The organism is Pseudodesulfovibrio alkaliphilus (assembly GCF_009729555.1).
GTDB classification, from domain to species: domain Bacteria; phylum Desulfobacterota; class Desulfovibrionia; order Desulfovibrionales; family Desulfovibrionaceae; genus Pseudodesulfovibrio; species Pseudodesulfovibrio alkaliphilus.
Window position 1 is genome coordinate 763,862 of the sequence record NZ_WODC01000001.1, and the last position, 13,329, is coordinate 777,190.

General features: G+C 64.1%; 14 protein-coding genes. 11 read left to right on the forward strand and 3 right to left on the reverse strand.

The features are described from left to right. Positions 1-37 precede the first annotated feature (37 nt). Complete coding sequence (locus GKC30_RS03580; RefSeq protein WP_155932302.1) at positions 38-1,045, forward strand: HD-GYP domain-containing protein; 1,008 nt, start codon at positions 38-40, stop codon at positions 1,043-1,045. 152 nt (positions 1,046-1,197) lie between these two features. Here the strand turns inward: GKC30_RS03580 and GKC30_RS03585 are convergent, their stop codons facing one another. The 3 genes from GKC30_RS03585 to GKC30_RS03595 form a co-directional block, all read right to left on the reverse strand. Further along, on the reverse strand, positions 1,198-2,397 hold the full coding sequence (locus GKC30_RS03585; protein WP_155932303.1) for a methyltransferase domain-containing protein: 1,200 nt from the start codon (positions 2,395-2,397) through the stop codon (positions 1,198-1,200). 168 nt (positions 2,398-2,565) lie between these two features. Further along, positions 2,566-3,276, reverse strand: a complete 711-nt coding sequence (locus GKC30_RS03590; protein ID WP_155932304.1) for a M48 family metallopeptidase — start codon at positions 3,274-3,276, stop codon at positions 2,566-2,568. Continuing rightward, positions 3,273-3,719 carry a 2-thiouracil desulfurase family protein gene (locus GKC30_RS03595; protein WP_367613952.1) on the reverse strand — a complete coding sequence of 149 codons (447 nt, stop codon included), beginning with the start codon at positions 3,717-3,719 and terminating at the stop codon, positions 3,273-3,275. The genes GKC30_RS03590 and GKC30_RS03595 overlap by 4 nt, the downstream gene beginning before the upstream one ends. A 121-nt stretch (positions 3,720-3,840) precedes the next feature. On the opposite strand from GKC30_RS03595, the gene GKC30_RS03600 reads away from it, so the two are divergent. The 10 genes from GKC30_RS03600 (at position 3,841) to sppA (ending at position 13,300) form a co-directional block, all read left to right on the forward strand. Continuing rightward, positions 3,841-4,998, forward strand: coding sequence for an MFS transporter (locus GKC30_RS03600; protein WP_367613961.1), 1,158 nt, complete (start codon positions 3,841-3,843; stop codon positions 4,996-4,998). A gap of 69 nt (positions 4,999-5,067) precedes the next feature. Further along, positions 5,068-5,613: a chemotaxis protein CheD gene (locus GKC30_RS03605; RefSeq protein ID WP_155932306.1), complete on the forward strand. Its 546-nt coding sequence runs from the start codon at positions 5,068-5,070 to the stop codon at positions 5,611-5,613. Between the two features lie 38 nt (positions 5,614-5,651). Next, positions 5,652-6,431, forward strand: a complete 780-nt coding sequence (gene budA, locus GKC30_RS03610; protein WP_155932307.1) for an acetolactate decarboxylase — start codon at positions 5,652-5,654, stop codon at positions 6,429-6,431. A 17-nt stretch (positions 6,432-6,448) separates the two neighbouring features. Next, on the forward strand, positions 6,449-6,793 hold the full coding sequence (locus tag GKC30_RS03615) for an Hpt domain-containing protein (RefSeq protein WP_155932308.1): 345 nt from the start codon (positions 6,449-6,451) through the stop codon (positions 6,791-6,793). Then, positions 6,790-7,749 carry a glycosyltransferase gene (locus tag GKC30_RS03620; protein WP_155932309.1) on the forward strand — a complete coding sequence of 320 codons (960 nt, stop codon included), beginning with the start codon at positions 6,790-6,792 and terminating at the stop codon, positions 7,747-7,749. Before GKC30_RS03615 ends, GKC30_RS03620 begins: the two co-directional genes overlap by 4 nt. Before the next feature lie 109 nt (positions 7,750-7,858). Beyond that, positions 7,859-8,563 (forward strand): AMIN domain-containing protein, encoded by a 705-nt coding sequence (locus tag GKC30_RS03625; protein ID WP_155932310.1) that lies wholly within the window; start codon positions 7,859-7,861, stop codon positions 8,561-8,563. Positions 8,564-8,708: 145 nt separating this feature from the next. After that, entirely contained in the window at positions 8,709-9,470 is a 762-nt protein-coding gene (gene pstB, locus GKC30_RS03630) for a phosphate ABC transporter ATP-binding protein PstB (protein WP_155932311.1), read from the forward strand. Positions 9,471-9,566: 96 nt separating this feature from the next. After that, positions 9,567-10,232 (forward strand): phosphate signaling complex protein PhoU, encoded by a 666-nt coding sequence (gene phoU / locus GKC30_RS03635; protein ID WP_155932312.1) that lies wholly within the window; start codon positions 9,567-9,569, stop codon positions 10,230-10,232. A gap of 347 nt (positions 10,233-10,579) precedes the next feature. Further along, complete coding sequence (locus GKC30_RS03640) at positions 10,580-12,391, forward strand: 30S ribosomal protein S1 (RefSeq protein WP_155932313.1); 1,812 nt, start codon at positions 10,580-10,582, stop codon at positions 12,389-12,391. A 9-nt stretch (positions 12,392-12,400) separates the two neighbouring features. After that, positions 12,401-13,300 carry a signal peptide peptidase SppA gene (sppA, locus tag GKC30_RS03645; protein WP_155932314.1) on the forward strand — a complete coding sequence of 300 codons (900 nt, stop codon included), beginning with the start codon at positions 12,401-12,403 and terminating at the stop codon, positions 13,298-13,300. The last annotated feature ends 29 nt before the right edge of the window (positions 13,301-13,329 follow it).

A 13,329-nucleotide genomic window follows, 5' to 3' on the forward strand; every position in this document is an offset into this window, starting at 1 on the left:
GGAGCGTCCCGGCGGCCCGACCATGCAGGAGGGAGCCATGGGAACCACAGCAGCGGCCGAAAACGGCGACCACACCCCCACACAGCCAACCGGAACCTTGTTCAAGGTCTCGCCCTACATGGTTATCCCCTCCCGGGTGGGCGGCTTCTCCCTGTTTCTCAAACAGGATCACGGCTATGTCCTGTATGCCGAAAAGGGGGAACTCTTCACGGACGAGCACAAGGAGCGGCTGTCCCGCCTGGGCGTGGAGCATCTGTACGTCCGCGCCGAGGACTACCGGCGCTACGCCGCCTACCTGCACGACAATCTGCTCGAACTGCTGAACGACGAAAGCATCCCGGTACGCGAGCGGGCCAGAGCCTGGAACGACGCCACAGTCTCCCTGGCCCGAAAGGCCTTTGAGACGAGTCTGCCCAAGAACATGGACCGGCGCAGCTTCGCCCGCATCCGGGCACTGATAGCCAACAGCCTGAAATTTCTGGCCCGCGACGACGCCCTCAGGGAACTCTCTCGCTTCATCGCCGAGGGCAACGAACTGTACCGCCACGGCATCGGGGTCATGGTCCTGACCGTGAGCGTACTCGCCACCTATGTGAAGGATGACGCGGATCTGCTGGTGGCTGTGGGCATGGGGGCCATGCTCCACGACATCGGCAAGCTGGAACTGCCTGCCGAACTTTTCTCACGGCGGCGCGACACCCTGAGCCAGGCCGAGTTGGACATGGTCCGTTCCCATCCGGCCCTGGGGGTGGGCGTATGCTCTTCCCTGCCCCTGCCCCAGGAGACGTTGCAATGTATTCTCTTCCACCACGAGCGCGAGAACGGCGCCGGGTATCCCTCCGGCGCCTCCGGGGCCATGCTGCCTTCCTATGTCAAGGTCGTGGCCCTGTGCAACGAGTACGACGGGCTGGTGCGCGGCGGCCCGGGCCGCAAGCCCCTGACCCCCTTCGAGGCCCTGACCCGGATCAAGTCCCAGCGCGGAGCCTATGACGTGGATCTGCTCAAGCGCCTCATCGCCACCCTGTCCCGCGCCGAACTGGCTTAAGGCCGTTGATACAGTCGGAACGTGCAGACGGTTCAAAGGTGGCGAGATGCAAGACGCGAAAAAAGGTCAAGGATTTGGCCTTCCAGAAGCAACGCCGCAGATCGCCTTATACAGACTGTTAAGACCGTTGCGCGACAAAGCCGGGCGCCGGGTCAGCCCCTCAGCCGCGCCCACACGGCATAGACCGGATCGCTGACAGACGGCTTGTCGCCAGCCGGGCCTGCTCCCTCCGCCGGAAGCGGCCAACCGCGCTCGCTGATGGTGCGTACGTCGCCAAAACCCTCGGTGTGGGCAAAATACTGGCTGACCAGCCCCATCCTCTCGAATTCGAGCAGCTCGGTCCATATGCGCAAAGCCCCTGACCCGTGCCAACGGTTGGAGAAGGTCAGGACAAACACTCCGCCAGGCCGCAGCACGCGGGCCGCCTCGGCAAAGACCGCAAAGGGGCGGGCCAGATATTCCACGGACGCGGAACAGACAACGGCGTCGAAACCGGCCTCGTCAAAGGGCAGCTCCGGGTTCTGATTGGGGTTGTGGATCACCGAGGCGGTCAGGGCCGGATTGGCAGCCATCTCCTTGGCGCTCAGGCCCAGCCCCGTGACCGAGGCCGGGGCCAGCCCCTCCGGCAACAGCGAATCCCGTCCGGCCATGAGGTCCAGGATGTCCATGCCCTCGCGCAGCAAACCGGCATGAATGCCTGTCATCCCTGCCCTGGCCCTGTTGTCGAGCCAGGCATCCTGCCCGGACAGGGCACTGCCCTGAACCTCGTGGGACTCGTCATCCCGGGAAAAAGGATCGTCGCTGAAAAAGTCCGTGGCCGCGCCCGGCAGCTGGGCCTGCATACCTGGGCCGTTGAAGAGAATGTCGGGCCAGCGGCGCAGCGTGCCCCCCGCACCGGAAGCGGGGCGGATGCCGAGAACCCTGGCCCGGATACGCACGTCGCGACCGGCCATGGGGTGATTGAGGTCGGCCTTGAAGCCTATCTTGTCCGTCTCCACCACGCGAAACGGGGCATCCGAGTCGGGGCGGGTGCCGGGCACGTTTTCAATGAGGTGCTGAGGATAGAACCGGCCAAGACGCGGCCTGACGCCCTGGGGCCCTCTGAACCGGGCCATGGGCATGTCCAGCACTTTTCCGGGCTTGAATTCGGGGATCTCGGAGGGATCAATGGCCATCTCCACCGAATCGCCCACGCCAAGGCCGCGCATCCGGCTTTTCAGGCCAAGGGGCAGGATGTCGCGCACAAAGCTGACCTCTTCGGCGCGGTAGCGTTCGACATGCGCCGCATGGGCGCTCTCCCACGTCAGCTCAAAAACCGTAGCGACTACTGAATCGCTTGTTATATATGACAATATGCCTCCTTGCAGCTGCGTCATCACTGTTTCGGGAGCCCCTTTCGTCAGGGGGGGCACTTCCGAGAGTGGAAGAGTATTGTAGCCGAAGAAAGGGAAAAGGCAACCGCAACACCCCGGTTCCGTCCAGGCTGGCCGGCGGGGAGAAAAGATCGGCCAGGGGCGCGGTCAGCGAAACCAGGGCGGCACCAGGGTCACAGCTCGGGTCAGTTCCCGCTCGAGGCGCTCGAAATCGGGCTGGTGGCTGGCCACTAGCGCCCAGTAAGCTTGGGAATGATTGAGATGCCGGGTATGGCACAACTCATGGAGCAGCAGATGGTCCACCAACTCGGGAGGCAGAAAAAGGAGCTTGGCGTTGAGGCTGATGACACCCCGCCCCGAGCAGCTGCCCCAGCGTGTGCGCTGACGCCGTACGCGCATGGCCGAATAGGGCAGTCCAAACCGGCGGCTGGCAGCATCCAGACGCGGCAGCAGGAACTCGCGTGCCTTGTGCACCGTGAGCCGGACCAGCGCATCGACGAGAAGGGCCGGATCGTCAACAGGGCCGCGAACCAGCAGGCGGGGACCGTTTTCCACCGCTTCGGCCTTGCCCGGCCGGTGCAGGGCGTCCACCCGGCAGCAACGGCCCAGGGCGCGAAATTCCACGGTCCCGGGCAGGGCTGGCGGATGCCCGTCCAGATTTGCGCCCCTGGCCTCCATGGCCTCGCGGGTGCGCTCGATCCAGGTACGCCGGGCGTCGAGGATGTCTCCCACCAGGGTCTGGTCGAAGCCGCGGGGCACCACCACCTCCAGCCCCCGGCCCGGCACCAGCTTGAGCAGCACCCGCCGGGCGCGGGGATGGGCGCGGACGGTCAGGGGCAGGCCCAGATAGTGCGTCATCCGCCCTCCTGCCCTTCCTCTGTGACCACCTCGACGCCCGCGTCAAGAAGCATGGCTGCAAAGAGTCCGTGACCCGGCACCAGAGTGCCGGAGAAAGAGCCGTCATAGACCCGGCCCAGTCCGCAGGAAGGAGAGCGGGCCTTGAGCACGGCCCGTGCGCAGCGGGCCAGCCGGACCAGCTCCAGCCCCTGCTCGGCTCCGCGCAGGAAGGCTCCGGTACGGTCAACGCCATCCCGGTCAACCACGCGGCCATGGCGCAGTTCGCAGGCCGGACGCGGGGTGGGCAGCCCGCCCGCAATCTCGGGACAAAAAGGAATGGCCCGCCCCTGGGCCACCAGGTCCATGACACGGGCGTCGGGCGAGGCCGTGCCGTCGTAGCGGCAGCGCTGTCCGGCCAGACAGGCGCTGACCAGGACCGGAGTGATATCGATGGGAGGGTTCACGAACGGCTGTCTCCAGGGGTTTGATGAATCCGGGTCGGCCCGATCAAGGCAACGGGGCGATTCTATCCTTGATCTTTGGCATGTCAAAGCCCTATTGTGCTCGCCTCGCAGCGAGGTGGCCGTGGACGAATCCTCCCAGCGCCGCCGCATGTATCTCTTCCTGCTCGTGCTCGTTGTGGGCGCACAGGCGGGGTTCCAGGGGTGGCGGACGCTCTTCAACAATTTCGCCGTGGAAGTGGGCGGGCTGTCCGGGCTGGACGTGGGCTTGGTCCAGTCCGTGCGCGAAGTGCCGGGTTTTCTAGCCCTTACCGCCCTGTACCTGCTCCTCATCCTCCGCGAGCACCGGCTGGCCGCGCTCTCGGTCTGCATCCTCGGCCTGGGCGTGGCCCTGGCCGGGCTGCTGCCCTCCACGGCCGGGCTGGTCTTTACCACCCTGCTCATGAGTTTCGGCTTCCACTACTTCGAAACCATGAACCAATCGCTGACGCTCCAGCATTTCAGCCGCACCGAGGCTCCGCTGGTCATGGGCCGCCTGCGCGGCGCGGCGGCCCTGACCAACATCGCCGTGGGAACGGCCATCTACTTCCTGGCCAGGACGATGAGTTACGCCGAAATGTTCGCCCTGCTCGGCGGACTGGCCGTGGCCGCCGGATTGTGGGGCATGACCCGCGACCCGGGAAGCGTGGGCATCACCCCCCAAAACAAGCGCATGGTCCTCAAGGCCCGTTACTGGCTCTACTACGTCCTGACCTTCCTCGGCGGAGCCCGGCGGCAGATATTCGTGGCCTTTGCGGTCTTCTTGCTGGTTGAGCGGTTCGGCTACTCCATCGGGCAGGTGACCGCGCTCTTCGTGCTCAATAACGTGATCAACTTCTTCGCGGCGCCGCTGGCGGGCCGGGCCGTGAACCGCTTCGGCGAACGAACGGTCCTCAGTGTGGAGTACGCGGGTCTGACCCTCGTCTTTGTCGGCTACGCCATGACCGACAGCGGCCTTGTGGCGGGAGTCCTCTACGTGGTCAACAACATCCTCTACAACGCGGCCATGGCCATCAGGACCTTCTACCACAAGATCGCGGACCCCGCCGACATCGCATCGGGCATGGCCGTCGGCTTCACCATCAACCACATCGCGGCCGTGGTCATCCCCCTGCTGGGCGGACTGCTCTGGCTGACCGACCACCGGATCGTCTTCCTCGGCGCAGCCGCATTGAGCATCCTTTCGCTGCTCTTTTGCCAGCGCATACCGGCCCGGCAGACCAAAGAGGACGGCAGGGGTTGACTTGGATCGCCGTGCAGTCCAAATTAACTCTGGTTCTTCCCCGATAACGATCAAAACGGACAACAGCCTATGAACAAGCACGGGCAGGATCTGCCCCGGGTATTCCTGCAGACGGGAGACTGTTTTTTCGGCGTTGCCCCCACACTGGTCTCCACTGTGCTGGGTTCGTGCGTGGCCGTGACCATGCATGTGCCCAAGATGGGCATCGGCGCCATCTGTCACGCCTTTCTGCCGGACAGCTCGGCAGGCAAGCGAGGCGCCCATGAACCGCAGATATGTCGGTTCGTGGATACCGCGCTGCAAAACATGCTCGAATCCATGGACAAGGTCGGGGTGCCCAGACGCGACCTGGTGCTCAAACTTTTTGGCGGGTCGTCCGGCCTCGCCGTGCGCGGCATGGAGTATTCTTCCTACGACATCGGCCGGCGCAACATCGAGATGGCCCGCAAGCTGCTGCGCTTTGCCCGGCTTGAGCTGACCGTGCAGGACGTGGGGGGCAACCAGGGCCGCAAGCTCCTGTTCAACACCCGCACCGGAGAAGTCTGGATCAAACGGCTACGACAAGCTGCCTTCGAAAAACAGGACAACGACGCCGGACGGGGAACCAAATTCTAGACGCGACCCCGTCCGGAAACCAGCAACAAGGGAAATCCATGCGTACCAACGCCCTGTGCCTGCTGTTACTGCTTCTGCTGCCGGCCCGTCTGGCCCTGGCTGGCGAGACCCTCTTCCAGTACTCCACCATAGACGCCCTGCTGGCCGGGCTCTACGACGGCCAGATGACCATCAGGGATCTCAAGGATCAGGGAGACTTCGGCCTGGGCACTCTCAACGGCCTCGACGGCGAGCTGGTGGTTCTCGACGGCGAGGCGTACCACGTCGTGGCCGGAGGAAAGGCTCAGATTCCGGCCGATTCCGCCCGGATACCCTTTGCCACCGTCTCTTTCTTCGAAGAGGACACCATTCTCAAGCTCGGGCGCATCGGCTCCCTTGACGAGTTGAACAGGGCCGTGACCGAGGGGCTGCCCTCGCGCAACGCCTTCTTCGCCATCCGGGTTGATGCGCGTTTCCCCTTTGTCAAGGCCCGGGCCATCCCCAGGCAGAACCCGCCCTACGTCCCCCTGGCCGAAGCGGTCAAGGAACAGGTGGTGGTCCAATTCTCCGGCGAAGGCACCCTGGTGGGCTACTACTCGCCGCCCTTCGTCAAGGGGGTCAACGTGCCGGGATTCCACTGGCACTTCCTGACCCGCGACCGCAGTGGCGGCGGCCATGTGCTCGACTGCTCCATGGAACCGGCCACGGCCCGCGTCGATACCCTGCGCCAATTCACAATGCACCTGCCCGCAAGCAGGGAGTTCGACGCCCTGGACCTCTCGGGCGACAAAAGCGAAGAACTGCATACGGTGGAAACAGGGGCGCCCAGGCACCAGTAATCCGCCCCTGGAGGAACATGAAGCCCTTCACCGTGACCGTGGACGCCGACCTGGCCGCCATCATGCCCCGCTATTTCGAACTGCAACGGGCCGATCTGGCGGCCGTGGCCCGGGCTGCGGCCGCTGGCCGGGCCGAGCCGGTGCGTCTCTTCGGCCACCGGCTCAAGGGAACGGGCGCATCCTATGGCTTCCCCCGGCTCACGGAGCTGGGCGCAGGCATTGAGGAGGCGGCCCTGGCGGATGATCTGGGCCGGGCGGCCGAGCTGGCCGCCGAGGTGGGTCGGTTTCTCGACGCCGTCCGAGTGGTCTACGCCAGTCATGGCCCCGATTCCGGCCATGACCCGTCAGGAGGCGGCCGATGATCATTCTCATGCTTGCCATCAACGACCCGGCCGGAACCGCCATCCAGTTCTGCCGCGCCCTCAACCGCCACACCCGGCACACGGCCCGGCTGGCCACTCTGGAGACGCGCTACACCCACGCCTGGGAAAAGGATCTGCACCTGCCCGACCTGGGCCCGGACGGCGTGGAGGAGCTGGGCATGCTCCTGCGCGAGGCGGATGTCCTCCACTTCCACATGACCTGCGACGAACACCAGCCCTTTGGCCCGCATCTGCCAGCCGACCATCTGCTCGGCAAGGCCGTGGTCCATCACCACCACGGACATCACGACTTCCGCTCCAACCCCGGCGCCTTTCGCGACAAGTACAAACGATTGGGCCGCGCCAACCTGCTGGTGAGCACCCCGGACCTGATGCGTCTGCTGCCCGAGGCCAGCTGGCAGCCCAACCTCGTGCCCGTGGATGACCCGCTGTTCACGCCCCTGCCGGGACGTTTCGCCCACCCCGGCCCGCTGCGGGTCTGCCACTCGCCCACCCGCAAGGATCTGAAGAACACCGACGACTTTCTGGCCGTGGTCAAAGCCATGGAAAACGGCCCGCACAAACTGGCCGTGGACCTCATCGACGACGTGCCCAACGCCGAGTGCCTGGCCCGCAAGCGGCGCTGCCATGTGCTCTTTGACCACATGCAGGGCTATTACGGAGTGAGCAGCCTGGAAGGTCTCTCCCAGGGACTTGCGGTCATCGCCGGGCTCGATGCCTGGAATCGCGCCCAGGTGGCCCGGTTCGCCAAGACCGAGGACCTGCCCTGGGTATCGGCCTCTGACAGGGCCGGCCTTAAGGCCCGGCTGCACGAGCTGGCAGAGGACCGCGACCGCTGCCGCGCCGTGGGCGAGGCGTCGCGCCGGTTCATGGTCGAGAGGTGGTCGGACCGCGCTGTGGTGGAGCGGCTGGCCCGGTTCTACGAGGCGATGTGAAGGTCCGCCTTTGCCTTTCGGCCCGGATTCCAGTATAGACTGCAGGCACAGACACAATGCCGACAAGCCGCCACCGCACGAGCGGCAAGAAGACCGACAGGACAGAACAATGAAGAGAATCAAGGGTCACAGCATGCTGCTGGCCGCCGCCATCGTGGCGGCCGGGCTCGCGGCCTTTGCCCTGCACGGAGGAATGGGCCGGACCTCGGACCGCAAGGCGGAGTCGGCTCAGGTGCGTATGGCCGTGGACCCCACCGTGATCCCTTCGGACATGCCCTTTGAGACTTCTCCGGGACCGGCTACCGAACAGGCGACCGGACAGTCCGCGGAACCGGCAGAAAGCCAAGCCGAAATCCCGGTCGAAGCCCCGGTTGCAGCCCCTCGGCCCCCTGCCGCACAACCCCGCGCCTCGGACACTCCTCCCCCGGCAGCGCCCTCGCCTGCCCCGTCACCCGCCCCCGAAGCCCTGCCCGCCGGAGGCACAATCACCGCCGCCAGCCTTGAATCGACTTCCGGGGGATTTGTCCTGACCGTTGTCGGCGACAGGCCCATCGGCCCCGTGACCCATCTGACCCTGGCCTCGCCTCCCCGGCTGGTGCTCGACCTGGCCGGGGCCTGGACGCTCAAGGCGCCCAATGTCCTGCGCGAGGAGGACGGGCCAGTCCGCCATGTGGTCATCGGCGTCCACCCCGACAAGCTGCGCCTGGTGGTCCATCTGCGCGAGGAATCCCTCCTTGGCCGCCTCGGCGACCCGGTCAGCACCCGCGAGGGCGACACCCTGCGCGTGACCGCGACCATCGCCCCCGGGCAGTGATCCAGTACCGCCCCGCCAGGGGAACCTGCCTCGTTTCCCAATTGTAACAATCAGGTCATGCGCCCGTAACCGCGCCCGGCTAGACAGCAGTGATCCCCTTACCGCAAACGGGATCAATTCTTCGACACCGGGAGTTTTACGCGGCATGAACAACGCCAACAAGGTGGCCTCCACCAATCTTGATTTCCATTACGGGGACTTCAAGGCTCTGGAGAACATCACCCTTGAATTCCAGCGCAACCGTGTCACGGCCCTTATCGGCCCGTCCGGCTGCGGCAAATCCACCTATCTGCGGTGCATCAACCGCATGAACGACCTGATCCCAGGCACCCGCGTCACCGGGCAGATGGTGCTTGACGGCGAGGACATCTACGCGCCGGGCATTGACGTGGTCTCCCTGAGGCGCCGCATCGGCATGGTCTTCCAGAAACCCAACCCCTTCCCCAAGACCGTCTTCGAGAACGTGGCCTACGGCCTGCGGGTCAACGGCATCAAGGACAAGGCGTTCCTTGAGCAGGCCGTGGAGGAAAGCCTCAAGGGCGCGGCCCTGTGGGACGAGGTCAAGGACCGGCTGCACACCTCGGCACTGGGGCTTTCGGGTGGCCAGCAGCAGCGGCTGTGCATCGCGCGCGCTTTGGCCGTCCAGCCCGAGGTGCTGCTCATGGACGAGCCCGCCTCGGCGCTCGACCCCATCGCCACCCAGAAGATCGAAGACCTCATCCATGAACTGAAGAGGAATTTCACCATCATCATCGTCACCCATTCCATGCAGCAGGCGGCCCGCGTCTCTGACCGCACTGCCTTCTTCTACATGGGCAGACTCATTGAAGTGGACAACACCAAGTCAATGTTCACCAAGCCGAGCAACAAGCAGACCGAAGACTACATCACCGGCCGCTTCGGCTAGAGCTGCCGCCCGTTGACAGCCTGCAAAGGGTGTGCGATCGGCTGCAATTGAGGAATAACGACAGGCTGGCGTCCACAGACCGCGCCGGAGGAATAGATGGAACAACGTGCTCATTTTTCCAAGAAACTCGAAGACCTGAAGGTCGAAGTGCTGCGCATGGCCGCCTTGTCCGAGGCCGCTGTCCACAAGGCTGCCAAGGCTTTTCTCGAAAACGACGCAGATCTGGCCGAGGAGGTCATCCTGGGCGATGCGGCCATCAACAAGCTCGAAGACCATCTGGACAACTACACCCTCGAACTGCTGGCCCTGGACCAGCCCATGGCCATCGACCTGCGTAACATCGTGGGGAGTCAACGCATAACGGTCAACCTTGAGCGCCTGGGCGACGAGGCGGTCAACCTGGCCCACCGCGCCATGTTCCTGAGCACCCGCCCCCCCCTGCCGCATAATCCCAAGATGGAAAGCCTGGCGGCCACGGCCAAGCACATGCTCTCGGACGCGCTCAAGGCGTATGTGGACTCGGACGTTTCCCTTGCCGGACTGGTCTGCCGCACCGACGACAAGGCAGACGACCTGAACATCGCCATCCTGCGCCAGTTCGTCAGCGAAATGGTCTCGGAGTCGCGCATCGTGGAACGCGGCGTTCACGCCATCATCGGCGCACGCCACCTGGAACGCATTGCCGATCTGGCCACCAATGTGGCCGAGTCCGTGGTCTTCATCGTCGAAGGCACGAGCATGAAGCACAGCTGCAAGGAATAGCCGACCGGAGCACATGGATTTACGGACCGGCAGGCGCATGTCTGCCGGTCCATTTTTTCTGCTGGTTTTTTCGTGGGTTCAGCCCCGGCGAACCACGCCCGAGCCCCAGGAATCCGCCAGGGAAAAGGAGTTTACACTGTGTCGTTTTTCCGATAAAAGCATGGTTCTTCTTTGACCAGGGGCCCAGACGGCCCCGTGAGCGTCAAGAGGACGGAAGCGGCCACAGGCCGACCGCGCACCCCAAGGCTCGACTGCCTCGGAACGATCTCCCTTGGGAGGCGCTGGTACCGTCTTCTTCAACATAAGCGCTAAAATACATTGTCCGAGGTCCGTTGTGGAGGTAACTCATGGAAAACACAAAAGAAACTATTGAATCGACCGAGATGGAGCTGAACTTCGCCGATGCGCTCGACGAATATCTGAATTCCGATTTCGGGGATCTTGACGAAGGCACCATCGTCCCCGGCGAGGTGGTCAAGATCGACAAGGACTACGTGCTCGTGGACGTGAACTTCAAGTCCGAAGGACAGATTCCCGCCAGCGAGTTTCTCGACGCGGACGGCAATGTGACCGTCAAGATCGGCGAGAAGGTCGACGTGTTCGTGGCCCGCAAGAACGAAGCCGAGGGCACCATCTACTTGTCCCGTGACAAGGCCAAGCGGATGCAGCTTTTTGATAAACTGGAAGAGCTGATGGAGAAGGACGGCGAAGTCATCGGCCGCATTCTCCGCCGCATCAAGGGCGGCTACACCGTCGATCTCGGCGGCGTGGAGGCCTTCCTGCCCGGTTCTCATGTCGACCTGCGGCCCGTCCCGGACATGGACGCCCTGGTCAACAAAAAGTTCGACTTCAAGATTCTCAAGATCAACCGCCGCCGCAGCAACGTCATCGTCTCCCGCCGCGTGCTTCTCGAAGAGATGCGCAGCGAGCAGCGCGACAAGCTCCTCGACACCCTCGAGGACGGACAGGTGGTCACCGGCAAGGTCAAGAACATCACCGAATACGGCGTGTTCATCGACCTGGGCGGCCTCGACGGTCTGCTGCACATCACCGACATGTCCTGGAAGCGCATCAAGCATCCCAAGGAGATGGTCCAGCTGGGCGACGACCTGGAGCTGAAGATCTTGAGCTTCGACCGCGAAGCGCAGAAGGTCTCCCTGGGCCTCAAGCAGCTGGTCCCCGATCCGTGGGAGAACATTGCCGAAAAGTACCCCGAGGGCTCCCGCTTCACCGGCATGATCACCAATCTGGCCGACTACGGCGCCTTTGTGGAGCTTGAGAACGGCGTGGAGGGACTGGTCCACATCTCCGAGATGTCCTGGACCCGCAAGCTGCGCCACCCCTCTCAGATGGTCAAGGTGGGCGAAGAGGTCGAGGTCATCGTCCTTGGCGTCGATCAGGACAAGAAGCGCATCAGCCTCGGCATGAAACAGATCAGCCCCAACCCCTGGGATGTGGTGGCCGAGAAATACCCCGAGGGCACCGTACTTGAAGGGGCCATCAAGAACATCACCGAGTTTGGCGTGTTCATCGGCATTGAGGAGGGCATCGACGGCCTCATCCATGTCTCGGACATCTCCTGGACCAAGAAGATCCGCCACCCCTCCGAGGTCTACAAGACGGGTGATGCCGTCCAGGCCAAGGTGCTGACCGTGGACAAGGAGAACGAGAAGTTCACCCTGGGCGTGAAGCAGCTGGCCGAAGACCCGTGGACCCAGGTTCCCTCCAAGTATCCCGTGGGCCAGATGATCACCGGCACCGTGACCAACATCACCGACTTCGGCCTCTTCGTCGAGGTGGAGGAAGGCATCGAGGGTCTGGTGCATGTCTCCGAGATCAGCCGCAAGAAGATCAAGTCTCCTTCCGAAATATACAAGGAAGGCGACTCCATAGAGGCAAAGGTGATCCACGTCTCCGCAGACGAACGCCGCCTCGGCCTGTCCATCAAGCAGACCAAGGAAGAGCCTGCCGCCGTTTCCGGCGGTGCGCGCAAGTCCAAGAGCTTCGGCGGCGGCGTTGATGCCGGCTCCACTCTGGGCGACCTGCTCCGCGAAAAACTCGAGGAAGCCGCGAGCGACATCCTTGAAGAGATCGCCGAGGAAGAGGCCAAGGCCGAACCCGCCGAGACGACCGAGGTCGCCGAGGACGAGAGCAAGTAGAGCAACGCCATGCGTTTGGAAGGAACCCGGCTGCGTTTCTCCCAGCGCCACCCCTTTCTCTTCGGGGTGATGATGATACTGTTGGCCGTGGTCCTCGTCATGGGGGCCACGGCCTTTCTTCGCTCGGTGGGGCTTGCTCCTGGCGGCGGATTCCGCTCGGACAAGCTCGGAGTGGTGGAACTTGAGGGCATGATCCTCGACTCCGCCGAGGTGGTCGGATGGATACGCACCCTCGGGGACGACAAGGCAGTCAAAGGCGTACTGCTGCGCGTCAATTCCCCAGGCGGAGCCATCGCGCCTTCCCAGGAAATCTATCAGGCCGTGGCCGACCTGGCCGGGCTCAAGCCCGTGGTCGCCTCCTACGCCACCGTGGCCGCCAGCGGCGGCTACTATGCCTCGGCCCCGGCCCATGTCATTGTGGCCAATCCCGGCTCCATCACCGCCTCCATCGGGGTCATGGCCGAGTTCATCACTGTGGCCGAGGCTCTGGACAAACTCGGCATCAAGCCCGAGGTGCTGACCACGGGCCGCTACAAGGCCGCTGGAACTCCCATGCGCGACCTGACCCAGGACCAGCGCGATCAGCTCCTTGGCCTGATGCGCGATCTGCACGAACAGTTCGTGGACGACGTGGCCGCAGCCCGCAAAATGGAACGCGCCCGGGTGGCCGCCGTGGCCGACGGCAGGGCCGTTACCGGCCGTCAGGCCCTGGAGCTGGGGCTGGTGGACATGCTCGGCAGCGAGTCCCAGGCATTTGACCGGCTCAAGTCCATGTGCGGCATCGAGGGCCGTGCCGTGCTCGTGCGCGGACCTGTCAAGGAGCGCACGCTCCTGGAACGCATCGTGGGCTCCCTGAAGATCGACCTCTCCTCCCAGGCAGTCCAGGGCTGGACCTTTTCCTACAAGTAATCGACCCCTCCCTGCGTTTTCCGGGACTT